Source organism: Rugamonas sp. FW305-51, assembly GCF_058786935.1.
Window position 1 is genome coordinate 38778 of sequence record NZ_JBYSZG010000015.1, and the last position, 24817, is coordinate 63594.

At 64.1% G+C, this 24817-nt stretch carries 26 protein-coding genes, 1 other RNA gene, 1 pseudogene and 1 riboswitch; of the genes and pseudogenes, 18 read left to right on the top strand and 10 right to left on the bottom strand.

Annotated elements, in window-relative coordinates; all coding sequences use genetic code 11:
• Positions 1–4: 4 nt before the first annotated feature.
• From pal to AC3WOS_RS12660, 7 genes are all read right to left on the bottom strand, one after another.
• A complete protein-coding gene (pal, locus tag AC3WOS_RS12630; RefSeq protein ID WP_492716310.1) occupies positions 5–532 on the bottom strand; it encodes a peptidoglycan-associated lipoprotein Pal in 528 nt (175 codons plus the stop codon).
• 30 nt (positions 533–562) lie between these two features.
• Positions 563–1837 (bottom strand): Tol-Pal system beta propeller repeat protein TolB, encoded by a 1275-nt coding sequence (gene tolB, locus AC3WOS_RS12635; protein ID WP_492716311.1) that lies wholly within the window; start codon positions 1835–1837, stop codon positions 563–565.
• The gene (gene tolA / locus AC3WOS_RS12640) at positions 1837–2772 is read right to left on the bottom strand and encodes a cell envelope integrity protein TolA (protein WP_492716312.1); all 936 of its coding nucleotides are present in this window, start codon (positions 2770–2772) and stop codon (positions 1837–1839) included. Before tolA ends, tolB begins: the two co-directional genes overlap by 1 nt.
• A gap of 14 nt (positions 2773–2786) precedes the next feature.
• A complete protein-coding gene (locus AC3WOS_RS12645) occupies positions 2787–3224 on the bottom strand; it encodes an ExbD/TolR family protein (protein WP_492716313.1) in 438 nt (145 codons plus the stop codon).
• A 16-nt stretch (positions 3225–3240) separates the two neighbouring features.
• Positions 3241–3930: a protein TolQ gene (tolQ, locus tag AC3WOS_RS12650; RefSeq protein ID WP_492716314.1), complete on the bottom strand. Its 690-nt coding sequence runs from the start codon at positions 3928–3930 to the stop codon at positions 3241–3243.
• A 31-nt stretch (positions 3931–3961) separates the two neighbouring features.
• Positions 3962–4372: a tol-pal system-associated acyl-CoA thioesterase gene (gene ybgC, locus AC3WOS_RS12655; protein WP_492716315.1), complete on the bottom strand. Its 411-nt coding sequence runs from the start codon at positions 4370–4372 to the stop codon at positions 3962–3964.
• A gap of 267 nt (positions 4373–4639) precedes the next feature.
• Positions 4640–5389, bottom strand: coding sequence for an SDR family NAD(P)-dependent oxidoreductase (locus AC3WOS_RS12660; protein WP_492716316.1), 750 nt, complete (start codon positions 5387–5389; stop codon positions 4640–4642).
• A gap of 155 nt (positions 5390–5544) precedes the next feature.
• A riboswitch (ZMP/ZTP riboswitch) is annotated at positions 5545–5680 on the top strand.
• Positions 5681–5778: 98 nt separating this feature from the next.
• Here AC3WOS_RS12660 and glyA point away from each other — a divergent pair.
• The 10 genes from glyA (at position 5779) to AC3WOS_RS12710 (ending at position 15362) form a co-directional block, all read left to right on the top strand.
• Positions 5779–7026 carry a serine hydroxymethyltransferase gene (glyA, locus tag AC3WOS_RS12665; RefSeq protein WP_492716317.1) on the top strand — a complete coding sequence of 416 codons (1248 nt, stop codon included), beginning with the start codon at positions 5779–5781 and terminating at the stop codon, positions 7024–7026.
• A 75-nt stretch (positions 7027–7101) separates the two neighbouring features.
• Positions 7102–7572, top strand: coding sequence for a transcriptional regulator NrdR (gene nrdR / locus AC3WOS_RS12670; RefSeq protein ID WP_492716318.1), 471 nt, complete (start codon positions 7102–7104; stop codon positions 7570–7572).
• 190 nt (positions 7573–7762) lie between these two features.
• Entirely contained in the window at positions 7763–8332 is a 570-nt protein-coding gene (gene pilV, locus AC3WOS_RS12675; RefSeq protein ID WP_492716319.1) for a type IV pilus modification protein PilV, read from the top strand.
• A gap of 167 nt (positions 8333–8499) precedes the next feature.
• Complete coding sequence (locus AC3WOS_RS12680) at positions 8500–9429, top strand: PilW family protein (protein WP_492716320.1); 930 nt, start codon at positions 8500–8502, stop codon at positions 9427–9429.
• Positions 9430–9431: 2 nt separating this feature from the next.
• Complete coding sequence (locus tag AC3WOS_RS12685; protein ID WP_492716321.1) at positions 9432–9977, top strand: pilus assembly PilX family protein; 546 nt, start codon at positions 9432–9434, stop codon at positions 9975–9977.
• A 14-nt stretch (positions 9978–9991) separates the two neighbouring features.
• A complete protein-coding gene (locus AC3WOS_RS12690; RefSeq protein WP_492716322.1) occupies positions 9992–12418 on the top strand; it encodes a pilus assembly protein in 2427 nt (808 codons plus the stop codon).
• A 51-nt stretch (positions 12419–12469) separates the two neighbouring features.
• The gene (locus tag AC3WOS_RS12695) at positions 12470–12922 is read left to right on the top strand and encodes a type IV pilin protein (protein WP_492716323.1); all 453 of its coding nucleotides are present in this window, start codon (positions 12470–12472) and stop codon (positions 12920–12922) included.
• 107 nt (positions 12923–13029) lie between these two features.
• Complete coding sequence (locus AC3WOS_RS12700; RefSeq protein WP_492716387.1) at positions 13030–13590, top strand: GspH/FimT family pseudopilin; 561 nt, start codon at positions 13030–13032, stop codon at positions 13588–13590.
• A gap of 26 nt (positions 13591–13616) precedes the next feature.
• Complete coding sequence (ribD, locus tag AC3WOS_RS12705) at positions 13617–14714, top strand: bifunctional diaminohydroxyphosphoribosylaminopyrimidine deaminase/5-amino-6-(5-phosphoribosylamino)uracil reductase RibD (protein WP_492716324.1); 1098 nt, start codon at positions 13617–13619, stop codon at positions 14712–14714.
• Positions 14715–14726: 12 nt separating this feature from the next.
• The gene (locus tag AC3WOS_RS12710; RefSeq protein ID WP_492716325.1) at positions 14727–15362 is read left to right on the top strand and encodes a riboflavin synthase; all 636 of its coding nucleotides are present in this window, start codon (positions 14727–14729) and stop codon (positions 15360–15362) included.
• A gap of 291 nt (positions 15363–15653) precedes the next feature.
• Here the strand turns inward: AC3WOS_RS12710 and AC3WOS_RS12715 are convergent, their stop codons facing one another.
• Entirely contained in the window at positions 15654–15848 is a 195-nt protein-coding gene (locus AC3WOS_RS12715) for a CopG family transcriptional regulator (RefSeq protein ID WP_492716326.1), read from the bottom strand.
• A gap of 261 nt (positions 15849–16109) precedes the next feature.
• On the opposite strand from AC3WOS_RS12715, the pseudogene AC3WOS_RS12720 reads away from it, so the two are divergent.
• A pseudogene (locus tag AC3WOS_RS12720) lies at positions 16110–16859 on the top strand (YoaK family protein); the annotation flags it as partial.
• Between the two features lie 108 nt (positions 16860–16967).
• On the top strand, positions 16968–17732 hold the full coding sequence (locus AC3WOS_RS12725; RefSeq protein WP_492716327.1) for a fused MFS/spermidine synthase: 765 nt from the start codon (positions 16968–16970) through the stop codon (positions 17730–17732).
• 4 nt (positions 17733–17736) lie between these two features.
• On the opposite strand, the gene AC3WOS_RS12730 is transcribed toward AC3WOS_RS12725, so the two are convergent.
• Positions 17737–18597 carry a fused MFS/spermidine synthase gene (locus AC3WOS_RS12730; protein WP_492716328.1) on the bottom strand — a complete coding sequence of 287 codons (861 nt, stop codon included), beginning with the start codon at positions 18595–18597 and terminating at the stop codon, positions 17737–17739.
• 165 nt (positions 18598–18762) lie between these two features.
• Here AC3WOS_RS12730 and AC3WOS_RS12735 point away from each other — a divergent pair, with 165 nt between their 5' ends.
• The 4 genes from AC3WOS_RS12735 to nusB all read left to right on the top strand — a co-directional run bounded on the left by AC3WOS_RS12735 (position 18763) and on the right by nusB (position 21448).
• Complete coding sequence (locus AC3WOS_RS12735) at positions 18763–19116, top strand: YkgJ family cysteine cluster protein (RefSeq protein ID WP_492716329.1); 354 nt, start codon at positions 18763–18765, stop codon at positions 19114–19116.
• A 141-nt stretch (positions 19117–19257) separates the two neighbouring features.
• Positions 19258–20370: a bifunctional 3,4-dihydroxy-2-butanone-4-phosphate synthase/GTP cyclohydrolase II gene (ribBA, locus tag AC3WOS_RS12740; protein ID WP_492716330.1), complete on the top strand. Its 1113-nt coding sequence runs from the start codon at positions 19258–19260 to the stop codon at positions 20368–20370.
• 39 nt (positions 20371–20409) lie between these two features.
• A complete protein-coding gene (gene ribH / locus AC3WOS_RS12745; protein ID WP_492716331.1) occupies positions 20410–20898 on the top strand; it encodes a 6,7-dimethyl-8-ribityllumazine synthase in 489 nt (162 codons plus the stop codon).
• A 79-nt stretch (positions 20899–20977) separates the two neighbouring features.
• The gene (nusB, locus tag AC3WOS_RS12750) at positions 20978–21448 is read left to right on the top strand and encodes a transcription antitermination factor NusB (RefSeq protein WP_492716332.1); all 471 of its coding nucleotides are present in this window, start codon (positions 20978–20980) and stop codon (positions 21446–21448) included.
• A gap of 304 nt (positions 21449–21752) precedes the next feature.
• Here the strand turns inward: nusB and AC3WOS_RS12755 are convergent, their stop codons facing one another.
• A complete protein-coding gene (locus AC3WOS_RS12755) occupies positions 21753–22649 on the bottom strand; it encodes a transglycosylase SLT domain-containing protein (RefSeq protein ID WP_492716333.1) in 897 nt (298 codons plus the stop codon).
• 472 nt (positions 22650–23121) lie between these two features.
• Between AC3WOS_RS12755 and ubiD the strand changes: the two genes are divergently transcribed.
• Both ubiD and ffs read left to right on the top strand, forming a co-directional pair.
• The gene (ubiD, locus tag AC3WOS_RS12760) at positions 23122–24606 is read left to right on the top strand and encodes a 4-hydroxy-3-polyprenylbenzoate decarboxylase (protein WP_492716334.1); all 1485 of its coding nucleotides are present in this window, start codon (positions 23122–23124) and stop codon (positions 24604–24606) included.
• A gap of 46 nt (positions 24607–24652) precedes the next feature.
• An RNA gene (gene ffs, locus AC3WOS_RS12765) (signal recognition particle sRNA small type) lies at positions 24653–24751 on the top strand.
• The last annotated feature ends 66 nt before the right edge of the window (positions 24752–24817 follow it).

Below are 24817 nucleotides of genomic sequence, written 5' to 3' on the forward strand. Positions count from 1 at the left end.
TTGCTTACTTGTAGACGATGTCGGCACGGCGGTTCTGCGCCCATGCGGCTTCGTCGTGGCCTTCGGCCTTAGGCTTTTCCTTGCCCAGCGAGACGGCTTCGATCTGCGATTCCGGCACGCCCAGGGTGCTCATGGCTTTGCGCACGGCTTCGGCGCGCTTCTGGCCCAGGGCCAGGTTGTACTCGGCGCCGCCGCGTTCGTCGGTGTTGCCTTGGATCAGGATCGAACGCTGCTTGTTCTTGGCCAGGTAAGCGGAGTGGTTTTCCACCACTGGCTTGCCGTCGGCGCGCACGACGTAGCTGTCGAAGTCGAAGTAGACGCTGCGGTTAGCCAGCACGCCTTTTGGATCGTCCAGCGGATCGATCGACTTGGTCTCCACGGGAGCGACGGTGCGGGTGTCGGCTGCCGGTGCGGTCGGTTCCGGTGCGCGCTCTACCACGGGTGCGGGTTCGGCCAGTTTGACTGGGGTGCTGCAAGCAGACAGAATCGCTGCGGTGGTGAGGGCGAAGGCTAAGCTGCTGATTTTACGCATGTTGACTCTCCTGGTTGTAAATGAAGGATTTTACTGCATGAAAGGACCCCAGGTGGGCTCCTTGATATTGCCCGCCTGCGTGGTCAGGCGTTGCTTGACCCGCCCATCGACGGAAACCACGGCAAGCGACTTGCGCCGTCCCGATTCGGTGGCGTACATGATGTACTTGCCGTTGGGCGCGAAACTGGGCGCTTCGTCGCTGGTGGTGTCGGACAAGCGCTGCTCCTGGCCGCTGGCCAGGTCCAGCACGTACAGCTGGAAGTTGCCGTCGCGGCGGGAAATATAGGCCAGCGTCTTGCCGTCGGGCGAGATGCGCGGGCTGATGTTGTAGCTGCCGCCGAAGGTGACGCGCTGGGCGTCGCCGCCCGTGGCGTTCATGCGGTAGACCTGCGGGCCGCCGCTGCGGTCGCTGGTGAAGTAGATGCTCTGGCCGTCGGCCGACCATTTCGGTTCCGTGTCGATGCCGGCGCTGTTGGACACGCGACGCAGGCCGCTGCCGTCGGCATTGACGGTGTAGACCTGGGTGTGGCCGTCCTTGGACAGGGCCACGGCCAGCTTGCTGCCGTCGGGCGCCCAGGCGGGGGCAGAGTTGCTGCCCTTTTCATTGGCCACCACGGTGCGGGCGCGGGTGATCAGGTTCTGCACGTAAACCACCGGCTTGCGCTGCTCGAACGAGACGTAGGCCACCTTGGTGCCGTCCGGCGACCAGGCCGGCGAGATGATGGGTTCGTTCGAGCGCAGCGCCAGCTGCACGCCTTCGCCGTCGGCGTCGGCCACTTCCAGCCGGTAGCTGCGCCCTTCCTGGGTCACGTAGGCGATGCGGGTCGAGAACGCGCCGCGCACGCCGGTCAGCTTGAGGTAGATGTCGTCGGCGATCTTGTGGGCCGCCAGGCGGGTGAACTGGGGCGGGGTGGCCTGGTCCAGCTGCGACAGCTTGCCGGCTTTGATGGTGTCGAGCAGCTTGTAGCGCACGTCGTAGCGGCCGTCGGCCAGTTGCTGCACGGTGCCCACCACCAGCGCGTCGGCGCCGCGCGACTTCCAGGCGCTGTAGTCGATGTTGTTGACGTCGTTGATGGTGCCGGCGTCGATCACCTTGAAGGCGCCGCTGCGCTCCAGGTCGGCCTTGATGATGGCCGACATGTGCTGGGGCGCCACGTTCTCGTCCGCAAAGGCGGCCACGGCGACGGGGATCTGGTTGCTGCCCACGCCGGAAATTTCAATCCGCATCTGGGCCTGCGCGCTGCCGGCGGCGATGGCCAGGCCGGCGTAGATGACGTAATGGTTCAGTGTTTTCATGGTAGCCATTAATGTAAATCCTTCATATTGAAATCGGCGACAAACTCACGCTCCACCGTACCATCTTTTTTCTTCGGCAGCGGCGACGATTTCCAGATCGCGTTTTCCACCGCCGTATCGTAGGCCGCGTTGCCGCTGCCCTTGTTCTTGCGCACCGAGATGATTTCGCCGGTGGGCAGTTGCGAGATCTTGAAGGTGGCCGTCAGCGTGTCGTCCGTGCCGCTGTAGACCAGGTTGCCCTTGATCTTGCCGCGGATGGCCGCCTCGTAGCTGCCGTCCGAACGGGGACCGGTCGACTTGGCCGCCGTGCCGCTGGTGCCGGCGCCCACGGCGCCCGTGATGCGGCTCATTTCCGCCGCGCGCGCCTTCTCGGCTGCCTTGTCCTGCTTGGCCTTGGCTTCCTTGTCCGCTTTCAGCTTCTTGTCGGCCTGTTCCTTCTTGTCTTTTTTCTCCTGCTCTTCCTTGGCCTTCTGCTCTTCCAGCTTTTTCTTCAGTTCAGCCTTTTCCTTGTCGGCCTTGATCTTTTCCTGCTTGAATTTTTCCAGCTTCCGCTCTTCCAGCTTGATGCGTTCCTTCTGCAATTCTTCCTGCTTTTCCTTTTCGGCCTTGCGCTTGGCTTTCAGGCGTTCGAGCGCGATGTCCGGCGCCTTGGGCTCGGGCTTGACCTCTTCCGGCGGCGCCACGGGCGTCGGCGGCGGCTTCACTGCCGGTTCCGGTTCTACTTCCGGCGCGGGTGGCGCGGGCGGCGCTGGCGGCGCGGCCGTTTGCACTTTCATGTCCCACACTTCCGCTTCCACCGCCACCGGCTCGTTGCTTTGCCAGTGCACTCCCACCCACAGGAACAGGATCAGCACGGCGTGCATGGCGACAGCCATGGTGACCGAGCGCAGGCCGTCATGGTGCTTGGGTACCTTGTACGGGCCGCCGGCCGTTGCGTGTTTCATGGTCTGCGTCTGCATTACTTGGTTGCCAGGCCCACGCGATTGATGCCCATCTTCTTCGCTTCCGAAATGAGCTGGATCACGTCGTCATACTTGCTGTCCTTGTCGCCGGCGATCAGCACGGGGAACTCGGGATTCTCGTCATGCAGCGTGCGCAGCTTGCGCACCAGCGCCTCGCGGTTGGGCGCCGTTTCCGGCGCGTCCGCGTTCTTGCCCTGCACGCCGATCGACAGCGCGCCGTTGGGCTTGATGACGACCTGGATGTAGTCGTCGGGCGGACGGGTCGTTTTTTCCGCGTTGGGCAGGTTGACCACGCTCGGGTTGTTGGACGACGGCATCACCATGAAGATGATGAGCAGCACCAGCATCACGTCGATGTAGGGCACGACGTTGATCTCGGACTTGAACTTGCGGCCGCGGCCGCCGCGCATGCTGCTGTTGAAAGAGGAAGCCATGATGGTGCTGCCTTAATTAACGCGACTGCCGTTGCAGGATGTTCGAGAATTCTTCCACGAAGCTCTCGAAACGGATCGCCAGGCGGTCGATGTCGTGTGAAAAACGGTTGTAGGCCACGACGGCCGGAATGGCGGCGAACAGGCCGATGGCGGTCGCGATCAGCGCTTCGGCAATGCCGGGGGCCACGGCGGCCAGCGTGGCCTGCTGCACGTTGGCCAGGCCGCGGAAGGCGTTCATGATGCCCCACACCGTACCCAGCAGGCCGATGTAGGGCGACACGGAACCGACCGAGGCGAGGAAGGCCAGGTGCGATTCGAGCACGTCCATTTCGCGCTGGAAGGCGGCGCGCATGGCGCGGCGGGCGCCGTCCAGCACGGCGCTGCCGTCGAGCGCGTCGCGGCTGCCGTACGATGCCTTGCCCTTGATGTATTCGCCCATGCCGGCCTCGAAGATGCGGGCCAGGGCGCCGCTGCCGGCGCGGTCCTTGCCGGCGTTCTGGTGCAGGGCGTGCAGGTTGCCGCCGGCCCAGAACGTCTTTTCAAACTCGATGGTCTGGCGGCGCGCGGCGCGCACGGCGTACATCTTGCGGAAGATATAGGTCCAGCTGGTCAGCGAAATGCCGAACAGCAGCGCCATGATCAGCTGCACGATCAGGTGGGCGTTGGTGATGAGGGACAGGAAGGACAGGTCTTGGGTGACGTTCATGGGGTTTCGATCTGGGGTGAAAAGTACCGCTTCAGGATGGCATGACGCCGCGCATGCGGGCGGCAACGGCGGGTGGCACGGCGCGTGGGCGCAGGGCCGAATCGACGCAGCCCACCTTGACGCGGGCCGTGTTCAGCAACTGTTCGCCGCACCAGACTTGCTGCTCAAACAGGATGGAGGCGCGGCCCATTTTTTCTATCCTGAGCGTTAATTTTAGTACATCGTCGAGCTTGGCCGGCGCGTGGTAGTCGGCGCTGACGTTCTTGACGACGAACATGGCGTCATGTTCCTGCAGCAGCGCATGCTGGTTGACGTCTATGGCGCGCAGCCATTCCGTGCGGGCACGTTCATAGAACTTCAGGTAGTTTGCGTAATAGACAATACCGCCGGCGTCCGTGTCTTCGTAGTAGACGCGGACATTCCAGGTGAACTCTGCAGACATGTTGGATTTACTACTAGTGAGATTGAGCAACATTTTACGCGACTTTGTGATCGGGATTGAAGCGGACGGGCGATTTTCGTGGAATCACCGTCCATTTTGTCGTTTCTGCTATCCCGGGGCGCAAAGTTGCACCGCCAGCAGTTAAGCCGATGACGGGAAAAATGCCAAGCCCTGTAACAACCGCTTACCTTTGGGCCTGGTTTTGCAACATGGTTTTACTACCTGTGTAGCTAGTTTACTTAAATTGCTTAAGCGAACCGGCCCGGCTCAGGTGGTGCGCTTGATGGCGAACGGTCCGAAACCCTGGCAGGTTGGCATGATTTCAATGTTGTTGATGTTGACATGCGGCGGCAGGGTGGCGATCCAGTAGGCCGTGTTGGCGATGTCGTCCGCCGTCAGCGGCACGGTGCCTTCGTAGACCTTGGCCGCGGCCGCGTCGTCGCCCTTCATGCGCACGTTGGAGAACTCGGTGCCGCCGCACAGGCCGGGCGCCAGGTTGGTGGCGCGCACGCCCGTGCCCACCAGGTCGGCGCGCAGGTTGAGCGTGAACTGTTCGACGAAGGCCTTGGTGGCGCCGTACACATTGCCGCCCGGGTAGGGGTAGGCGCCGGCCGTGGAGCCGATATTGATCACGGTGCCCGTGCCGCGCGCCACCATTGAAGGCAATATGGCGCGGGTCATGGAGACCAGGCCGGCGCAGTTGGTGGCGATCATGGTCTGCCAGTCGGCCAGCGACGCTTCGTGGGCCGGGCCGGTGCCCAGCGCCAAGCCGGCGTTGTTAATCAGCACGTCGATTGGTTGCCAGTCGGCCGGCAGGGCGGCCAGGGCGGCGGCTATCGAGGCCTGGTCCGTCACGTCCAGCTCGACGGGCAGGGCGGCGGCACCCAGTTCGGCGGCCAGCGCCTGCAGGCGCTCGACGCGGCGGCCGCTGATGATGACCCGGTGGCCGTGTCCGGCAAAGGTGCGTGCCATGGCGGCGCCGAAACCGGCCGTCGCGCCCGTGATGAATACGATCATGTTCTGTCCTTGTGGGTGGAAGGGGAGGATAGGCCAAAATTGTAGCCGAAATGCCCGCCGCGCCAGCCTAACACGGGAAAATGACAGCTTGATTGCTAATTAGATAACATTTTCCTTGCCCAATTGCTGCCTTTAACTTACAATTTGCCTTCCATTACGTCTCACGTAACTGGCGAAAAGCTGCGATGATTCCCAGCCGGCATTCCCGGCAGGCGAGTTGGTCCGTTGGCGAAAGGTGGGCATCCACCGGGGAACGTGAGATTTCAATAGCCGTTCGCCTGGGCAGCCCACCGATGGTACGCACAATGAGGCTGTCTTTCCGCTATCGGCTTCCCTCATTCGATCCAACCTGCCAGAAACAAGTTACTCATACCGATTGGAGTTTTTACATGTTCGCAAAAGATCACACCCTCGCCAACGTAGACCCTGAGCTGTTCGGCGCCATCCAGAACGAAAACCGCCGCCAGCACGACCACATCGAGCTGATCGCTTCGGAAAACTACACCTCGCCCGCCGTGATGGAAGCCCAGGGCTCCCAGCTGACCAACAAGTATGCCGAAGGCTATCCAGGCAAGCGCTACTACGGTGGCTGCGAATACGTGGACGTCGTCGAGCAACTGGCGATCGACCGCGTCAAGCAGCTGTTCGGCGCCGAAGCGGCCAACGTGCAGCCAAACTCGGGCTCGCAAGCCAACCAGGGCGTATTCTTCGCCGTGCTGAAACCGGGCGACACCATCATGGGCATGTCGCTGGCCGAAGGCGGCCACCTGACCCACGGCATGCCACTGAACATGTCGGGCAAATGGTTCAACGTCGTCTCCTACGGCCTGACCGCCGCTGAAGACATCGACTACGACGCCATGGAAGCGCTGGCCAAGGAACACAAGCCCAAGCTGATCATCGCCGGCGCCTCGGCGTTCTCGAAAAAGATCGACTTCGAACGTTTCGCCGCCGTGGCCAAGGCCGTGGGCGCTTACTTCATGGTCGACATGGCCCACTACGCCGGCCTGATCGCCGCGGGCCTGTATCCTAACCCCGTGCCGCACGCCGACTTCGTCACCTCGACCACGCACAAATCGCTGCGCGGCCCGCGCGGCGGCATCATCCTGATGAAGGCTGAGCACGAGAAGATCATCAACTCGGCCATCTTCCCAGGCATCCAGGGCGGCCCCCTGATGCACGTGATCGCCGGCAAGGCCGTGGCCTTCAAGGAAGCGCTGACGCCTGAGTTCAAGGCTTACCAGCAGCAAGTGGTGAAGAACGCCGACGTGCTGGCCAAGACCCTGATCGCACGCGGCCTGCGCATCGTCTCCGGCGGTACCGAGTCGCACGTGATGCTGGTGGACCTGCGCGCCAAGAACCTGACCGGCAAGGAAGCGGAAGCGATCCTCGGTTCGGCCCACATCACCACCAACAAGAACGGCATCCCTAACGATCCGCAGAAGCCATTCGTGACTTCCGGCATCCGCCTGGGCAGCCCGGCCATGACCACCCGCGGTTTCAAGGAAGCGGAAGCGGAAAAGGTCGCGCACCTGATCGCCGACGTGCTGGACAACCCGCATGACGCCGCCACCATCGAGCGCGTGAAGGCCGAAGTCAAAGTACTGGCCGACGCCTTCCCGGTCTACGCTGCCTGATAGGTGTAGTATCGACAGGACGCTGGCCATGGCCGGCGTCCTGCCTGAACAATTGCAAGCGAACCCGCCGCCCACATGAAATGTCCGTTCTGTCAGCATGAAGAGACTCAGGTCCTCGATACCCGCGTATCGGAGGAGGGCGACGCCATTCGCCGGCGCCGGCGCTGCGCCAAATGTGATAAACGGTTTACCACGTATGAGCGTATCGAGCTGGTGATGCCGTTCGTGGTCAAGAAGAACGGCAGCCGCACCGAGTACGCCGCCGCCAAGCTGCGCGCCAGCCTGATGCTGGCCTTGCGCAAGCGCCCCGTCGCGGCCGCGGCCATCGATACGGCGGTCCAGTCGATCGAGGAAAAACTGCTCACCAGCGGCAAGCGCGAAGTCGATTCCGGCTACATTGGCGAACTGGTGATGCAGGAGCTCAAGCGGCTCGACAAGATCGCCTATATCCGTTTCGCCTCCGTCTACAAGAACTTCGAAGACCTGGAAGAGTTCCAGGACGCCATCGCCGAAGTGGGCCAGGAGCGCAAGCCCCGCAAGGGCTGAGCTTGCCTGACTGCGGACGCGTTCGCGCCGCGCTGCCTAGTCCGTTTTCCCTTTTCGTTTTCTCCTTTCCCACCGTCAGCGCGCTTTGGCGCACGGTTGACGCACCTCATGCGTTGAAGCGTCCACGCTGCTAACTTCATCCTCAGCCGCCAGGCAGGCGGCCAAGACGATGGAGCGATGGAGGTGCGGCATGCGATGCAAACAGGTACGCGGCTTTACCATGTTGGAAGTCATGGTGGCCTTGCTGGTGCTGGCGCTCGGTATCATCTGCGGCACGGCCATGCAATTGGCGGCGCTGCGCACCCGTCAGCAGTCCGCCTTGCTGACGCAGTCGCTGCACCTGGCCAACAGCCTGGCCGAGCGCATGCGGGCCAACAGTATTGCCGCGCCGCTGCCGGACGCGGCTAATCCCTATCTGTCCTTCAACTATGACGCGCTGGCCGAGCCATCGCCGTCGGCGCCGTCGCCACTGTGCTACGCGCCGGGTGCTCATTGCGACCGTACCCAGCTGGCGCTGTTCGACCTGTACGACATCAAGCAGCAAGTACGCGCCAGCTTGCCGGCAGGCCGTGCGCTGGTGTGCCGCGACGCGGCCATGTGGCAGGGCGGGCGCCTGCGCTGGAACTGCACGGGTGGCGCGGGCGCACCGCTGGTGGTCAAGGTGGGTTGGCGCGGCAAGAATCCGGACGGTACGGCGGCGCTGGACGCGGAAGGCGAATTCGTCCCCGGTGTGGCGGTGGCGGTGGGAGCGTTGCCATGATGGCCGGTCCAGCCGATCCAGTCGGTCCAGCCGATCCAGCCGATCTGGCCGATCCAGCCAGTCCGGCCAGTCCGGCCGTTGCGGGCGGGTGCCCCCGTTGCGAATCGCTACCAGGCGCGCGGCAGCGTGATGGCGTAGCCATATGTCCAGGCAAGCAGCAGGAGGGCATGGCGCTGGCCGAAGTCATGGTGGCCATGGCGCTGGGCATGCTGGTGGTGTTGCTGGCCTGCGGCATGCTGGTGCTCGCCAACGGCGCCTATCGCCTTCACAGCGAAAACGTGTGGCTCAATGACGGCGGCCGCTATGCGCTGGATATCATCGGCCAGGCCGTGCGCCAAAGCGCCTACCTCAACTGGGACGACGACACGGCGCCGGCCGCTTACGACCCGGCCGTCAGCGCCCCCATCGCGGGGCTAGATGCGCACAGCCTTGGTCGCGGCAGCGCCGGCATCGAGTTTCCCCTGGCGCCCGTGGCCAACGGCAGCGACGTGCTGGCGTTGCGCTTTGGCGGATCGGGTGCCGGCGCCAATGGCGACGGTTCCGCCGTCAACTGCGCCGGGTTCGGTGTGGCCGACAGCCATGCGGCCGATGCGCGCGGCTGGAGCATCTTCTATGTCGCCAACGATGCCGAAGGCGAACCTGAGCTGCGCTGCAAATACCGCAGCGCCAGCGGTTGGGGCGCCGACGCCATCGTGCGCGGGGTGGAAAGTTTCCAGGTGCTGTATGGCATCGATATGGATACGCCGCCGGACGGCGTGCCCGATACCTACCTGAACGCGAGCGCCATCAACGCGCTGGACGCGGGCCTTGCCCTGACGGGCGACACGCCGGACGAGCAGCAGCGCGACCGGAACCGCAAGACGTACTGGAAACGGGTGCGTACCGTCAAGGTCGCGCTGCTGTTGCGGGGCGATGGGCATACCCGGCCGGACGGGTTGCCTGCGGTCTACGATCTGTTCGGCGCGGCCTACGCGGACGGCCATGCGGGCGACGATCCCGGCGTCCGGGTGGCCGAACAGGCGATGGCGCCGGCCTTGCAACAGCGGGCGCGGCGCCTGTTCGTCGCGCTGTTCCAGTTGCGCAACCGGAGCGTCTAGCCATGCGTGGTCTGTCGAGAGCACGGCGGCAACGGGGCGTGACGCTGTTGGTGGCGATGTTGATCCTGGTCGCCGTCATGCTGGTGGGCGCGTCGGCGGCGCGCATGGCGTTGCAAGGGGAGCAGGCCGCGCGGGCAGGACGCGACCGGCAAATCGCTTTTCAGGCTGCGGAGGATGCGCTGATGGACGGGGAACGGGATGTGATACGGATGGCGACGGACGGGGGCGCCCCTGTCAGCGCCGGCCTTGGCGCCCGCCCCGTTGACGGCGCGGCACCGGCATGGCAGGCCGTCGACTTGAGCGGCGCGGAAGATGGCGGCAGTCACACGGCGCAGTTTGGCGACTACAGCGGCGCATCCATGCAGACCGGCAGCGGGTTCCTGCCGTTCCGGCGGCCGCGCTACCTGATCGAGCGCGTGCCCTGCCACCAGCCGGGAGAAGAGGTGGGCGCGCCCGGCGGCTTTTGCTATCGCGTGACGGCGATCGGTTTTGGGGCTAGGCCGGAGACGGAGGTAGTACTGCAGTCCGTCTATCGCCAGGCTGAATGACAGAGGGCACACACATGGCTACGACCTGTATCAGAATGCTGCTGCAGACGTTGTTGCTGGCATGGCTGGCGATCTGCTACGCTGGACCGGCCAGCGCCGCGCCGCCGCCATTGGATATTGCCAGCGAACCGATACTGGCCGGTTGCCTGGCGGCCGGCGGTGATCCCCCGGTGCGCAGCATGCCGCTGGTGCTGCCTGCCACCACTGCACCGCCTGCTGCCATTGTTCCGGCTGCCATCACTGTGCCGCCAGCCGCCATTGCTCCGTCTACCAGCGTTGTTCCGCCTGCCATAGTTGTTCCGCCTGCCACTGCTGCCGCTGGCGCGGATGGCGCCACGTTTACCGCATTCCAGGCCATCTACAGCCGCGCCGACTGGAGCGGGCACTTCGAGCGCTACGCCGTCCAGGCAGACTCGGCGGCTGCGCTGGCGGCCGCTGCGCCGGCGTGGGATGCCGGCGCCATTCTCACCGGCTCGGCCGGCAACGCCCCCAGGCCAGCACCGTCGGCGCGCAATATTTATACGGCCGTGGTCCAGGCCGATGGCACGCTGGCCATGGTGCCGTTCGCATGGGACGCCCTCAGCAGCGCCCAGCGGGCCATGCTCGACCGGGCGCCCGGGGCACGCAGCCGGCCGGACGGCATGGGGCGGCAACGGCTGGACTACCTGCGCGGCGAGCGCGCGCTGGAGGGCAGCCTGTTTCGCCGCCGCGGCAGCGTGCTGGGCGATGCCGTCAACAGCACGCCCGTCTTTGTCGGCGTGGCGCAGGCCATGGAGCGGGGTGCCGCCTACGCCGACTTCTACGCGCGCAGCAAGGCGCGCCGGCCCGCGATCTATCTCGGCGCCAATGACGGCATGTTGCATGCGTTCGATGCGGCCGACGGCAGTGAACTGTTCGCCTACGTGCCGGATGCCCTGTTCGGCACGCTGAACCGCTTGACCAGCCCAGCCTATGTACATGCCGCCTACGTCGATGGCCCGGCCAGCGCAGGGGAAGCCTATGCAGGCGGCGCCTGGAAGACGGTGCTGGTGTCGGGCATGGGCGGTGGTGCGCAGGGGGTGTTTGCGCTTGACGTCACGGACCCGCTGCACTTCGATACCGCCGGCGCGCTGTGGGAATTCACGGACCGGGACGATCCCATGATGGGCAACGTGAGCACCCGGCCGCAGCTCGCGCGCGTGCGCACGGGCGGCAGCGGCGGCGCGGCTGTGCTGCGCGACATGACCATCGTCGCCAGCGGCTGGAACAACTATGCCGCGGATGGCCACGCCAGCAGCGGCGGCAATGGCGCCTTGTTCTTGCTGGCGCTGGACAAGCCGCCGTCGCAGCCGTGGCGGCGCAACGACAATTACTACCGTCTGGTGACGCCGATTAGCGATCCGGCCCAGCCGAACGGGCTCAGTGCGCCCGCGCTCGTGACCGACGTGGACGGCGTACTGCGTTACGCCTACGCCGGCGACTTGCAGGGCAACCTGTGGCGTTTCGATCTGACCGGCGATGCGCCATGGCCCGGCGCGGTCGGACCGGGGCCGGGGAAGACGCCGCTGTTCGTGGCGCGCGATGCCGGCGGTGCGCGGCAATCGATCGCGCAGCAGCCGAAGGTGGTGTTTGCGACGGGTGGCGGGTATCTGGTCCTGTTCGGTACGGGGCGCATGGTCGAGGCGGACGACCGGCTGCCCGCGCGCTTCGCTCCGCAATCGTATTACGCCATCCTCGATACGTTGGCCGACCCGCCGCAACTGGTGGCGGGACGGGGTGACCTGACGCCGCGTTCGCTCACCGGCGACGCCGGTGCGCCGGCATTGAGGCTGACGGGCGCCGAGCTGTCCGCCGGCAGCAAGGGCTGGTATATCGATCTCCTCGATGCGCCTGCCACGGGCGAGCGCAGCCTGGACAGCGGCGTGCTGACCAATGGACAGCTGGTGCTCAATACCGTCTTGCCGGGCCGAACGCCTTGCGACGCAACCCGCAGCCGCAGTTATGTGCTGGATGCCTTGACGGGCTTGCCGTCTGCATCGATGACGGCGGCGGCCGGCGGTGGTTCGACGGGCAGCGCTGGCAGCGGCGGAACGAGCGGTGGAGGTGGTGCCGGTGGCAGTACCGGTAGCGGCGGTGGCGGCGGCGCGGTTGCCGAAGATTCCCGCATCACCGGCCGCCTCGCGCCGGACTACGCCTTGCGCCCCGTCTTGCTGCGATTGCCGGCCCCGTTGCCCGCGCGCGGTACTGCGCCGGGTGGGGCGCCGGCCGGCCCCGCCCCAGGCAGCTCCGCACCTGCCACCGTGGCAAGCGCAAGCCGGACTGTTGCCATCGCGGTTTTCAGCGCGCTCGGTACTGCGCCCGTGCGTTCCGCCGGCAGCCTGTCCGTGGCGGCGCCGTCGGGCCGCCTGAGCTGGCGCGAGGTGGTGAACTGGCGCGAGCTGCACGCGGCGGCCCGGCGCTAGCGCGGCGGGCATCGCACGCGGACGTGGCAACGATAGACATCGGAGGAGGCGATGATGGGACGCATTGGCGGGTTCAGCATGGTGGAAGCCTTGGTCACCCTGGTCATTTTTGGCGTATTGGCGGCGCAAGCTTATCCCAGCCTGCAACACTACGTGATACGGGTGCGGCGCAACGAAGGGGAGGCGGCCCTGATGCGGCTCATGCAACAGCAGGAGCGCTACTATTCGCGCTACAACAGCTATATCGCTTTTTCATCCAGTTCCACCGACCCGGAAGCCATGCTGTTCCGGTGGTGGACCGGCAGCAGCGCCCGCGCCAGCGCCTACGAGGTGGAGGGCAAGGCATGCGAGGGGGAGCTGATCAGTCAATGTGTGCGCCTGATCGCCAGGCCGGGTACCGGCATGGTGGACGTCCATTTTCACGACGATGATTGCCAGGAGTTGACGCTGACCAGCGCCGGCGTGCGGCTCGCCTCCGGGCCGGGCGCCCACTGCTGGCCATGAACGGCCATGGTGGGCTCCGGTCCCGATGCGGTCCTGGTCGCCACGCTGCCATGTGTGGCCTTGCCAGACTCCTGTTCCCTGCACCGGGACGTCAGCCGTCGCGTTCCCTGGCGCGCCGCCGTCATCGTGCCTTCAGCCTGGTTGAAACCCTGGTCGTGCTGGGGCTGGTTGCCATCCTCGCCGGCGTGGCCGCGCCGGGGCTGCAGCAGATGCTGCAAGCGCTGCGGCTGCGCACGGCCGTCAACGACCTGTGCAGTGCTATCGACCTGACCCGTTCGCAGGCCATCGCCCGCGGCCGTATCGTGTCGCTGGCGCCGCTGGAGCCGGCCGGCGTCGATTGGCGGCGCGGCTGGGTGGTGTTTATCGACGCCAACGGCAACCGCCGGCCCGACGGCGGCGAACAGGTGTTGTACCGCCAGGAGGCCCTATCTGACGACATTGTGATCCGGTCGGCGTTCTCTTCCGGTGCGGCGCCGCTCTACCTTGCTTATAATGCTGCAGGACGCAGTTGCAGCGCCGGCAATAGCCTGGTGGCGCACTGGGGCACGCTGTCGCTGTTGCAGGGGCGGCAGGCGCGCCATATCAAGATCAACATGCTGGGCCGGATGCGCGTGTGCGATCCGCTGGTGCAGCCGGAGGGCTGCACGGCGGCGGCCGCGGCGGACTAGGCCGCCGGCGCTAACGCAGGAAGAAGATGGAAATAAGCAACGATCTCGAGGGCATGACACTGGCCCTGGAATGGGCCGCCAAAGGCTTGTACACGACGTCGCCCAATCCCCGCATCGGTTGCGTGATCGTGCGCGACGGCCAGGTGATAGGCGCGGGCGTGACCCAGGCGGCCGGTTACGACCATGCGGAAATCCAGGCCCTCAAGGATGCCCAGGCCCGCGGTCACGACGTGCGCGGCGCCACAGCCTACGTCACGCTGGAGCCATGCAACCATTACGGCCGCACGCCGCCCTGTTCGGATGCGCTGGTGCGCGCCGGCCTGGGCCGCGTGGTGGCGGCCATGGAAGACCCCAACCCGCTGGTGGCGGGGCAGGGCATGGCCAAGCTGGCCGCGGCCGGCATCGCCGTCTCGAGCGGCGTGCTGGCCGACGCGGCCCATGAAATGAACATCGGCTTCTTCTCGCGCATGCGGCGTGGCCTGCCGTGGGTGCGGATGAAGTCGGCGGCCAGCCTGGACGGCATGACGGCCCTGCACAATGGCCAGAGCCAGTGGATCACGGGGCCGGAAGCGCGGGCCGACGGCCATGCATGGCGGGCGCGCGCCTGCGCCATCCTGACCGGCATTGGCACCGTCAAGGCGGACGATCCGCAACTGAACGTGCGGGCCGTGGACACGCCGCGCCAGCCGCGCCGCATCGTCGTCGATAGCAAGCTCGACATCGATCCCCGGGCCCGCGTGCTGGGAGGTGGCGGTACCTGGATCGTGGCCGCCGTGTCCGATCCGGAAAAGGAGGCGGCGCTGCGCGCGGCCGGCGCCGAGATCATCCTGCTGCCCAACGGGGCCGGCAAGGTCGACCTGCCGGAACTGATGCGCGAACTGGGCCGGCGCCAGATCAACGAGCTGCACGTGGAGGCCGGCGGCAAGCTCAACGGTTCACTGATACGGGAAGGCTGCGTGGACGAGTTGCTGGTCTACCTGGCGCCCGTGCTGCTGGGCGACGCGCAGGGCATGTTCGCCTTGCCGGCGCTGACGGACCTGTCGCGCAAGCACACGCTCAAATTTCACGAGGTTAAGCAAATCGGCGCCGATTTGCGTATCCTTGCCAGATTCAACCCACTTTAAGATTGGTATCGCATGTTTACTGGAATCGTAGCCGCCATCGGCAAAATTGAATCGGTGCAACCGCTGGCAGGCGGCATGGATGCGGGCGTGCGCCTGCACATCAACGCGGGCGGCCTGCCGCTGGCCGATGTGGCCCTGGGCGACTCGATCGCCATCAACGGCGCCTGCATGACGGTGGTGGAAAAGACGGAGCACAGCTTCGTGGTCGACGTGTCGCGCGAAAGCCTGAACTGCACCGTGGGCCTGGATACGACGACGGAAGTGAACCTGGAAAAGGCGTTGACCCTGGCCGAGCGGCTGGGCGGTCATCTGGTGTCGGGCCACGTCGATGGCCTGGGCGTGGTGCGCAAGTTCGAAGCCGTGGGCGAATCGTGGGAACTGGTGATCGAGGCGCCGCACGACCTGGCCAAGTATCTGGCGTTCAAGGGTTCCATCGTCGTCAACGGCGTATCGCTGACGGTCAACCGCGTGACCGATATCGGCAGCGGCGAACAGCTGGTGTGCCAGTTCTCCATCAACCTGATCCCGCACACCATCGCCATGACCACGCTCAAACACCTCAAGCCTGGCGCCAAGGTCAACCTCGAGATCGACCTGATCGCCCGCTACGTGGAGCGCATGCTGTCGGTCACCCAAACGGCAAACTGAGCCGCGGGGGGGGGGGGGGGGGGCGCACGGCCCCCCGCAACCCATCCGCCAGCAATCGAGAATGCAACAGGGGACGTCACACGAAATTAATCGTGTTACGTCCCCATTTTTTTCAGCGAAGCTTGGGACTGCAGTTCAAAATGACGATGTTAAAAATGGGGACGTACCCCATTTTCAAAAAGAGGTAGATCAAAATGGGGTACGTCCCCATTTTCAGGGCGAGAGGGGCACCCGTCGCTGATAACGGCGCCTTTGATCTCAAAATGGGGTACGTCCCCATTTTTGAGAGGGTCAGTCGTCGCTGAGGGCGGCGCCTTTGATCTTGCTTTTCGTGGCGTACGATACGCCGTGCTTGTCCAGGTAGCTACGGATCAGCTGGCGCACTACCTGCGATGGCGTCAGGTCTTGCGCTGCGCATAATTCTTCAAACGCTTTCTTCTTCACTGGATCGATCAATATCGTCAGGCGGGCGGATTTGGTTTCCATGGCGCGGAGGTCGGCAAGTCAAAACCAGCATTGTAATCGAATTGTAATTGGCGCCCGCGCATGCAGCGGCCAGACCGCTCCGCAAGCCTGCGGTTAGATGTTAATATCATGTGCATACAGTGTGCGTGTTTGGGGCGCGCCGGTGGGAAGATTTCACCACACGGGGTGATTTTCCCGCCAATTTGGCCTCAGATGACGTATGTTGTTCCTGTTGGTATCCAAGCTGCGGCGTGGCCGTTAGCGCAACGTTGACGATCGATTATGGCCATCCTGTTTCTTCGCCGCCTGTCCGGCAGAAAACGCACCACCGAAGCGAACCAGCTACTGGGGCTGGTTTTGACCTTCGTCGCGGGCGCCACCAATGCGGGCGGTTTCCTCGCCGTGCGGCGCTATACCTCCCACATGACGGGCGTGGTGTCGTCGATGGCGGACGATCTGGCGATGGGCAACGTGACGCTGGCCCTGTCCGGGCTGGGCGCCATCCTGTCCTTCCTGTCCGGGGCGGCCAGCTCGGCCATCCTGATCAACTGGGCGCGGCGCCAGCACTTGCACAGCGAGTACGCGCTGTCGCTGCTGCTGGAGGCGGCCCTGCTGTTGTGTTTCGGCTTGCTGGGCGCCAACCTGTCGTTGCAGATGGGGCTGTTCGTGCCCGTCACCGTCATGCTGCTGTGCTACATCATGGGGCTGCAGAACGCCATCATCACCAAGATTTCCAAATCCGAAATCCGCACCACCCACGTTACCGGCCTGGTGACGGACCTGGGCATCGAGCTGGGCAAACTGGTCTACTGGAACATGGAGCATGACCACGCGGCCATGCCCAAGGTGATGGCGAACCGCGACCGCCTCAAGCTGCTGGTGGCGCTGCTGAGCATGTTCTTCGTGGGCGGCGTGGTGGGGGCGCTGGGCTTCAAGCACATCGGTTTTGCGTCCACGGTGCCGTTGTCGGCCTTGCTGCTGGCGCTGGCCATCATTCCCGTGATGGACGACGTGGTGGTGCGCTGGCGGCGCTTCCGCAAGCATGCGTGAGGCGGCAAAACGGGCGGGATAGGCGAATTTCATTATAATGCTGTTGTAATTTGATTTGACAACCGCACGCCATTTTCGCCTCGTTTCCCCATGTCCCAACCCGCAGTCCCGCAACGCCGCAAGCCCATCGTCTTCACGGATGGCGATACCCGCGCACTCCTGTTCAGCGATGGCGCCATCCAGAGCGAAATGCTGCTGTCGCGCCCGGAAGCGCTGACGCTGGCCTACACCCGCGCCATGATGTGCTTCCTGCTGTTCCAGCCGCGGCCGCGCCACATCTTCATGGTGGGCCTGGGCGGCGGCTCGCTGGCCAAGTTCTGCCACCGCTATCTGCCCGGGGCGATGGTGACAGTGGTCGAGCTCGATGCGGACGTGATCGCCCTGCGCGAGCAGTTTGCCGTGCCGCCGGACGGTCCGCGTTTCCAGGTCATTCATGGTGATGCGGTGGACGTGATCGCCACCCATGCGGCGCAGTTCGACGTGCTGATCGTGGACGGCTACGACGTCAACGGCATGCCGCCGGCGCTGGGCAGTGCGGCGTTTTACGCCAGCTGCGTCCGGGCCCTGCGTCCGGGTGGGGTGCTGGTGGCCAATCTGCACGCGAACGACCGCGATTTTCCCGGCGTGTTCCAGCGGCTGCGGGCTGCGTTCGATGGGCGGGTATGCGGCTTCAAGGGGATGGCGTTCGGCAACCGCGTCAAGTTCGCCATCAAGGCGCCGGCGCCGGTGCGGCCGGGCTTGCCCGGGCGGGCCGTCGTCATGCAGCGCCTGGTCGCGGCCACGCGCGGCTTCAGCGCGCCGCTGAACCGGCTGCTGGCGCGGGCGGTGGTGGCTTGGGCTTCCCGGCGGCGTTGACGGTTCAGTCCGCGGCGTCACCCATGTAGGCGGCATACATATCATTGCCGGCAATGGCTTCGAAATCAGCCTGGCTGCGGCCGGCCGAGGTGGACAGGTTCTGCGCCAGTTGGCACAGGCCCAGTTCGCCGTGCCGCAATTCCTGCTGCACGGCGCGGCGCGCCAGCGACGATTGGAATGCTTCGGTGTCGATATCCTTGCACGAGAACACGATGCGATTCAGGCAATGCTGGGCGTGGCACCACCACAGCCTGGCGTCGAACACGCTGTGCAGCCGTTGCATGGCCGGCAGCAAGTCCAGGTCCTCGCCCCACAGGTTCGATACCAGCACCCCGTCCGGCGTCAGCGCCTTCAGGCACTGGCGGTAGAACGGGGTGGCGCTGAGCGGGGCGGGCAGGCCGTCGGCGCTGTAGCCATCATGCAGGATGATGTCGACCGGCTCGTGCATCTTGGCCACATAGTCGACGGCGTCGGCCTGCACCACCTGGAAGCGGGCGTCGTTGTCGGGCACGCAGAAGCGGCCGCGCAGGGCGATGATGGCCGGATCCAGTTCCACCACCGTGATGCGGCTGTCCGGCAAGTGGCGGTAGCAATATTTGGCCAGCGAACCGCCGCCCAGGCCTATCATGAGGATGTGGCGCGGCTGCGGCTGGAACAGCAGAAAACCCATCATGGCGCGCGTGTAGCTCAGCAGCAGGTCGTCGGGCTGGGAGATGCGCATGGCGCTCTGGATGAAGCGTTCGTCGAAATGCAGGGTGCGCATGTCGCCGTAATCGAACGTGAACGGCAGGCCGCCGCTGTCCGCGATGACGTCTTCAAAGCGGGTGGGGAGGGTGATTTCGTCGTCGCGCTGTGAATTGTGCATGGATGGGATACTACGGCGGGCCGCCCTGGTGGATATCGGACTACCATTTTACAGGCTTTTTATGATGCTCCTATTATCATTGGATGATAATGATTTTTGACCCGGAAACATGATGAATACTGCAACAACGTATGGCGTGGCAGCGCACCCCGGTCAGCCAGGGCCATGAGCGAGCGCGTCTACGAGCTGCGCTTCTTGCGCCGCCGCATCCCCGCCTTCGAATGCGTGCCGGGCTGCCACGACTGCTGCGGTCCCGTCACCGCCTCCAGCGAGGAAATGGCGCGCCTGCCCGAGCCCAGCGCCGCCGAGCGCGCACGGGCGCTGGCGGACTGGAGTTGCCCGCACCTGCGGGCCTCCGGCTGCGGCGCCTATGCCGAGCGGCCCCTCATTTGCCGCCTGTTCGGCACCACGCCCAGCCTGCCTTGCCCGCACGGTCGGCGGCCGCTGACGATGGTGGAACCCGCCATCGAGGAGCAGGTGCACAGCTTCCTGCGCCGGACGCGCCAGGTGCTGCTGTAGCGGCGGCCGGAAATACGGGGCAAAAAGAGAAAATTGGCCGGTAAAAGCCGGATAAAAGCCCGCATCGGCGGATGGGCGGGGCCAAAATCCTTTAAAATAGCAGGTTAAGGAAAGTTCTTGCTCAGCTACTAAGGATTAAAAATGTCAATTTCCAGCACTGAAGAAATCGTCGCCGAACTGCGCGCTGGCCGCATGGTGATACTGGTGGATGAAGAAGACCGCGAAAACGAGGGTGACCTGGTGCTGGCGGCTGATTTCGTCACGCCGGAGGCGATCAACTTCATGGTCAAGCATGCGCGCGGCCTGGTCTGCCTGACCCTGACCGAAGAGCGTTGCGACCAGCTGAACCTGTCGATGATGTCGACCCGCAACGGCACCGCCTTCGGCACCAATTTCACCGTCTCGATCGAAGCGGCCGAAGGCGTGACGACCGGCATTTCCGCCGCCGACCGCGCCAAGACCATCCAGGTGGCCGTGGCCAAGGGCACCTCGCCCGCCGACATCGTGCAGCCGGGCCACATCTTCCCCCTGAAAGCGCAAAAAGGCGGCGTGCTGATGCGCGCCGGCCATACGGAAGCCGGTTGCGACCTGACGGCCATGGCCGGCCTGACCCCGGCCTCCGTGATCTGCGAAATCATGAAGGACGACGGCACCATGGCGCGCCTGCCGGACCTGCTGGAGTTTGCCAAGGAACACGGCCTGAAGATCGGCACCATCGCCGACCTGATCCACTACCGCAGCCGGAACGAATGCCTGGTCGAGCGCATCGCCGAGCGTCCGCTGCACACGGCCCAAGGCAGCTTCCGCATGATCGCCTTCCGCGACAAGCCCAGCGGCTCGGCCCACCTGGCCCTGGTGCACGGTGAAATGGGCCCGGACAAGGAAGCGCTGGTGCGCGTGCACCAGCCCGTTTCCATCCTGGACTTGCTGGAATCCGAAGCGACCACCCACTCGTGGAACATCTCGTCCTCGCTGGCCGCCATCAAGGCTGCCGACCGCGGCGTGATCGTGCTGCTGAACTGCGAAGAGACGGCCGACCAGCTGTTCGCCCAGTTCGCCGCGCTGGACCAGCCGGAAGCGAAGCCGAAAGGCCGCGCCGCCAGCATGGACCTGCGCAGCTACGGTATCGGCGCCCAGATCCTGCGTGAACTCGGCGTGAGCAAGATGCAGTTGCTGGCCAGCCCGCGCAAGATGCCATCGATGACGGGCTTCAACCTGGAAGTGACCGGCTACATGACCAAGCCTCAGCAGTAAACCCTAAACAGATCATTCAACATTAAGAAGAGGTATGCCATGACCGTAGGAAGCTACGAATCGAATATGTCCGGCGACGGTTTGCGCGTCGGTATCGTCCAGGCCCGTTTTAACGAAGACGTCTGCCACGGCCTGCTGTCGGCCTGCCTGGCCGAGCTCAAGCACCTGGGCGTGGCCGATGAAGACGTGCTGCACGTGACCGTGCCGGGCGCGCTGGAAATCCCCCTGATTTTGCAAAAGATGGCCGAATCGCAGCAGTTCGACGCCCTGATCGCCCTAGGCGCCGTGATCCGTGGTGAAACCTACCATTTCGAGCTGGTCTCGAACGAGTCGGGCGCCGGCATCACCCGCATCGGCCTGGACTATGGTATCCCCATCGCCAACGCCGTGCTGACCACCGAGAACGACGAGCAGGCTGAAGTGCGCATGGCCGTCAAGGGCGCCGACGCGGCCCGTGTGGCCGTCGAGATGGCCAACCTGGCCATCGCCCTGGAAGAACTGAACCAGGACGAAGCTGAAGAAGAGTAAGAACGGCAGGCTGCGCCTGTCACGAGCGGGCGCAGCGGGCCGGATTTGTAGTGTATGTAATCAGAACAGGTAAGAAACCATGACAGAGAAAACTTTGCACGCCAACCCTAGCAAGAACCGTACGCCGCGCCACCGCGCGCGCGAGTTTGCGTTGCAGGGTTTGTATCAGTGGCTGCTCAACAATGAAGACGCGGCCACCGTGGTCAACAACATCCGCGCCGCGCACGGCTTCGACAAGGCCGACGGCGACCACTTCACCGTGCTGCTGTACGGCGCGATCAAGGATTCCGTGGCGCTGCGCGAAAGTTTCGCGCCGCTGGTGGACCGCGGCATCGGCGAACTGTCGCCCATCGAGCACGCCGTGCTGCTGATCGGCGCGTTCGAGCTGAAGAACAACCTGGAAATTCCGTACCGCGTCGTCATCAACGAAGCGGTGGAACTGACCAAGTCCTTCGGCGGCATCGACGGCCACAAATACGTCAACGGCGTGCTGGACAAGCTGGCCGCCCGCATCCGTCCCGACGAAGTGGCGGCCGACAAGAAGCGCTAAGCAACGGTCTATCCCGTCAGACGAGAGCCACCCCTGGGCAACCAGCGGTGGCTTTTTTCATGCCCGGCCCAACTGGGGCGTCAGAAAATGGAGGCGGAAAAATGGGGACGTACCCCGATTTGATAAAGATCAAATTGGGGACGTAACGGTTTAGGGGTGAGTTGGTCGAAAAAGGGGTACGTCACCATTTTTTTGAAAAAGGGGTACGTCCCCATTTTTTTGTGGTTTTGCGCTGGGGGAATGGGGAATAAAAAAAGCCACCTGGACGGTGGCTTGGTGCAGTACGCAGCGCGGGAAGAGGGGATTACAGCCCGGCGATCTGCTGGTCGGCCTTGGCTAGCCTGTCGTTGCTGGCTACGGCCGGGTCTTTCTGGATCGCTGGCGCGGCGGCCATCATCGGCGTGGTAGTCGGTACTTTCTTGCCGGCCGATACTTGCTTGAGGCGGTTGTACTCGGCCAGGACGCGCGAGCCGTAGCCGTCGTCGTTCTCGAACGCGGCGGCGCCCACGTAGGTCTTCAGGCCCGCTTCCACGGAGCCGCCACGGGTCACGTAATCTTTCAGGATCAGCGAGCCGACGCGGATGTTGGCCACCGGATTCAGCGCTGCCTGCACGCCGCCCATTTCCTGGAATTTGTCGTGGTGTACTTTCGACATCACTTGCATCAGGCCCTGGGCGCCGACGGGGCTTTCCGCGAACGGGTTCAAGCCCGATTCGATGGCCATCACGGCCAGGATCAGCAGCGGGTCCAGTTTGATTTCACGGGCCGTCAGGAATGCCGTGGAGACCAGCATGTTGGCCGCGTCGCCCGCCACATGGTAGCGCTTGGACAGCCAGGAGGTGACCCATTGTTGTTGCTTCTTGGTGCCCAGCAGGGCTTTTTCCTCGGCCGTCAGCGGCGCGTTGTTGACGACAGGTGCGGCGGCAGGTACTTCCATCAGTTCCGACAGCGGTGGGGCGACGATGGCTGCCACTTCGGCGGCCGGTTCTTGCAGCAGGCTTTGGCTCAGTTGTTTGGCCAGGTCGGGACGTGCGAACAGTACAGCGACAACCACCAGGGCCGAAATACCCAATACAGTCAGAGTGTGTTGTGCGGTGGTGAGCACGCCACGGGCCGATACGCGCGTCGTGGCGAACCACACGGCTGGCTGGCTGGCCAGTTGTCGGGCAAACTTCGTTGCCGCGGTAAAACGATTAGTCATAGAATTCCCCTGAAATGTCCGTAACGAGCGCTCCCCCGCCGCGTTGAACGCAGCTATGGAATCGCTAATGCCGTGCATCAGAAATAGCCTCGTCCGTCGCCGCTGGGAGCGCGCGTTGGACGCCGTCATTGCTTGCTTGAGCTGATCTTTCCCTGTGGTATTTGATCAGTGGCAATACAACTTTTTTCGGGGGTAAGGCAGACGCCTTTTGAAAACACTCCTTAAAATGTCATGTGGAGCCCCGACTCCGTGAATGAATGAGTGACAACTAAATAGGGCCAGTGGGCCGTGTCCTCTTCAAGTAGGGCAAATTGTAGAAGCCGTTTTATATCCAGTCAATACTAACGAATTTGTTTGTTATTACTTATAAGTCTTACTTTTTTGCTTGCATTGCAGCTAAAACCAATAAAATCAACCACTTGTCCTGGATTTTTGATCAATGTGGTTCACAGTCAAAAAAAATTAAAAAAACATGAAATATTCGGATTTACGAGATTTTATTTCTCAACTGCAACGAATGGGCGAACTTAGGCCCGTTTCCGTGCCCATTTCGCCAATTTTGGAGATGACGGAGGTCTGCGACCGTACTTTGCGGGCCGGCGGACCGGCTTTGCTGTTCCAGAATCCGACCGGTCACAACATGCCGGTGCTCGGCAATCTGTTCGGCACCACGCGCCGGGTGGCGCTGGGCATGGGGGCGGAAGACATCAGCGAATTGCGCAAGATCGGCCACGTGCTGGCGCGCCTGAAGGAGCCGGAGCCGCCGCGCGATTTCAAGGACCTGCTGGGCCTGGGCTCGCTGGTCAAGGCCGTGTGGGATATGTCGCCCAAGGAAATGCGGGGCGCGCCGTGCCAGGAAATCGTGTGGGAGGGCGCCGACGTGGACCTGTCCCGCCTGCCCATCCAGCATTGCTGGCCGGGCGACGTGGCGCCGCTCATCACTTGGGGCCTGGTGATTACCAAGGGACCCAACAAGAAGCGCCAGAACCTGGGCATCTACCGCCAGCAGGTATTGGGGCCCAACAAGGTCATCATGCGCTGGCTGGCGCACCGGGGCGGGGCGCTGGACTTCCGCGAGCACGCCATCCAGAGCAAGGGCCAGCCTTACCCCGTCTGCGTGGCGCTGGGGGCCGACCCGGCCACCATCCTGGGCGCTGTCACGCCCGTGCCCGACAGCCTGTCCGAATACCAGTTCGCGGGACTGCTGCGCGGCAGCCGCACGGAGCTGGTCAAGGCCATCGGCAGCGAGTTGCGCGTGCCGGCGTCGGCCGAGATCGTGCTTGAAGGCCATATCTACCCGGACCAGAACCACCCGTCCGGCTACGAGCATGCGCTGGAGGGACCGTACGGCGACCATACCGGCTATTACAATGAGCAGGATGCCTTCCCTGTGTTTACGATCGACCGCATCACGATGCGCCGCGATCCCATCTACCACTCGACTTATACGGGCAAGCCGCCGGACGAGCCGGCCGTGCTGGGCCTGGCGCTGAACGAGGTGTTCGTGCCGCTGCTGCAAAAGCAGTTCACCGAGATCACGGACTTCTACCTGCCGCCGGAAGGCTGCAGCTACCGCATGGCCGTGGTGCAGATCAAGAAGCAGTACGCGGGCCACGCCAAGCGGGTGATGTTCGGCGTATGGAGTTTCCTGCGCCAGTTCATGTATACCAAGTTCATCGTGGTGGTGGACGAGGATGTCGATATCCGCGACTGGAAGGAAGTGATCTGGGCCATCACGACCCGCGTCGATCCCACGCGCGATACGACGCTGGTCGACAACACGCCCATCGATTACCTGGACTTCGCTTCGCCCGTGAGCGGTCTGGGCAGCAAGATGGGCATCGACGCGACCAACAAGTGGCCGGGCGAGACGAGCCGCGAGTGGGGCACGACCATCACCATGACGCCGGCCGTGAAGGCGCGGGTCGATGAAATCTGGCAGCAGCTGGGTCTGTAAAGCGATCCCTTCCCACGATCGCGCAGGGTCGGTTATAATGGCGGCTGGCGGGCCCCTGCGCATTGTGGCATGGCTAACCTGGTCAGGTCGGGAACGAAGCAGCCACGGCCGTTCACCATAAGTGCCGCAGATCAGGCTCGCCTCCTTCGGGATACATCAAAAAAGCTGCCTCGGCAGCTTTTTCTGTTTCTGGAGCCAGCGCATGGCCGCT

Bases quoted from the DNA above. Each gene is read 5' to 3' on its own strand.
- pal (WP_492716310.1), bottom strand. From the start codon at position 532: ATGCGTAAAATCAGCAGCTTAGCCTTCGCCCTCACCACCGCAGCGATT.
- tolB (WP_492716311.1), bottom strand. From the start codon at position 1,837: ATGGCTACCATGAAAACACTGAACCATTACGTCATCTACGCCGGCCTG.
- tolA (WP_492716312.1), bottom strand. From the start codon at position 2,772: ATGAAACACGCAACGGCCGGCGGCCCGTACAAGGTACCCAAGCACCAT.
- AC3WOS_RS12645 (WP_492716313.1), bottom strand. From the start codon at position 3,224: ATGGCTTCCTCTTTCAACAGCAGCATGCGCGGCGGCCGCGGCCGCAAG.
- tolQ (WP_492716314.1), bottom strand. From the start codon at position 3,930: ATGAACGTCACCCAAGACCTGTCCTTCCTGTCCCTCATCACCAACGCC.
- ybgC (WP_492716315.1), bottom strand. From the start codon at position 4,372: ATGTCTGCAGAGTTCACCTGGAATGTCCGCGTCTACTACGAAGACACG.
- AC3WOS_RS12660 (WP_492716316.1), bottom strand. From the start codon at position 5,389: ATGATCGTATTCATCACGGGCGCGACGGCCGGTTTCGGCGCCGCCATG.
- glyA (WP_492716317.1), top strand. From the start codon at position 5,779: ATGTTCGCAAAAGATCACACCCTCGCCAACGTAGACCCTGAGCTGTTC.
- nrdR (WP_492716318.1), top strand. From the start codon at position 7,102: ATGAAATGTCCGTTCTGTCAGCATGAAGAGACTCAGGTCCTCGATACC.
- pilV (WP_492716319.1), top strand. From the start codon at position 7,763: ATGCGATGCAAACAGGTACGCGGCTTTACCATGTTGGAAGTCATGGTG.
- AC3WOS_RS12680 (WP_492716320.1), top strand. From the start codon at position 8,500: ATGGCGCTGGCCGAAGTCATGGTGGCCATGGCGCTGGGCATGCTGGTG.
- AC3WOS_RS12685 (WP_492716321.1), top strand. From the start codon at position 9,432: ATGCGTGGTCTGTCGAGAGCACGGCGGCAACGGGGCGTGACGCTGTTG.
- AC3WOS_RS12690 (WP_492716322.1), top strand. From the start codon at position 9,992: ATGGCTACGACCTGTATCAGAATGCTGCTGCAGACGTTGTTGCTGGCA.
- AC3WOS_RS12695 (WP_492716323.1), top strand. From the start codon at position 12,470: ATGATGGGACGCATTGGCGGGTTCAGCATGGTGGAAGCCTTGGTCACC.
- ribD (WP_492716324.1), top strand. From the start codon at position 13,617: ATGGAAATAAGCAACGATCTCGAGGGCATGACACTGGCCCTGGAATGG.
- AC3WOS_RS12710 (WP_492716325.1), top strand. From the start codon at position 14,727: ATGTTTACTGGAATCGTAGCCGCCATCGGCAAAATTGAATCGGTGCAA.
- AC3WOS_RS12715 (WP_492716326.1), bottom strand. From the start codon at position 15,848: ATGGAAACCAAATCCGCCCGCCTGACGATATTGATCGATCCAGTGAAG.
- AC3WOS_RS12725 (WP_492716327.1), top strand. From the start codon at position 16,968: ATGTCCCAACCCGCAGTCCCGCAACGCCGCAAGCCCATCGTCTTCACG.
- AC3WOS_RS12730 (WP_492716328.1), bottom strand. From the start codon at position 18,597: ATGCACAATTCACAGCGCGACGACGAAATCACCCTCCCCACCCGCTTT.
- AC3WOS_RS12735 (WP_492716329.1), top strand. From the start codon at position 18,763: ATGAGCGAGCGCGTCTACGAGCTGCGCTTCTTGCGCCGCCGCATCCCC.
- ribBA (WP_492716330.1), top strand. From the start codon at position 19,258: ATGTCAATTTCCAGCACTGAAGAAATCGTCGCCGAACTGCGCGCTGGC.
- ribH (WP_492716331.1), top strand. From the start codon at position 20,410: ATGACCGTAGGAAGCTACGAATCGAATATGTCCGGCGACGGTTTGCGC.
- nusB (WP_492716332.1), top strand. From the start codon at position 20,978: ATGACAGAGAAAACTTTGCACGCCAACCCTAGCAAGAACCGTACGCCG.
- AC3WOS_RS12755 (WP_492716333.1), bottom strand. From the start codon at position 22,649: ATGACTAATCGTTTTACCGCGGCAACGAAGTTTGCCCGACAACTGGCC.
- ubiD (WP_492716334.1), top strand. From the start codon at position 23,122: ATGAAATATTCGGATTTACGAGATTTTATTTCTCAACTGCAACGAATG.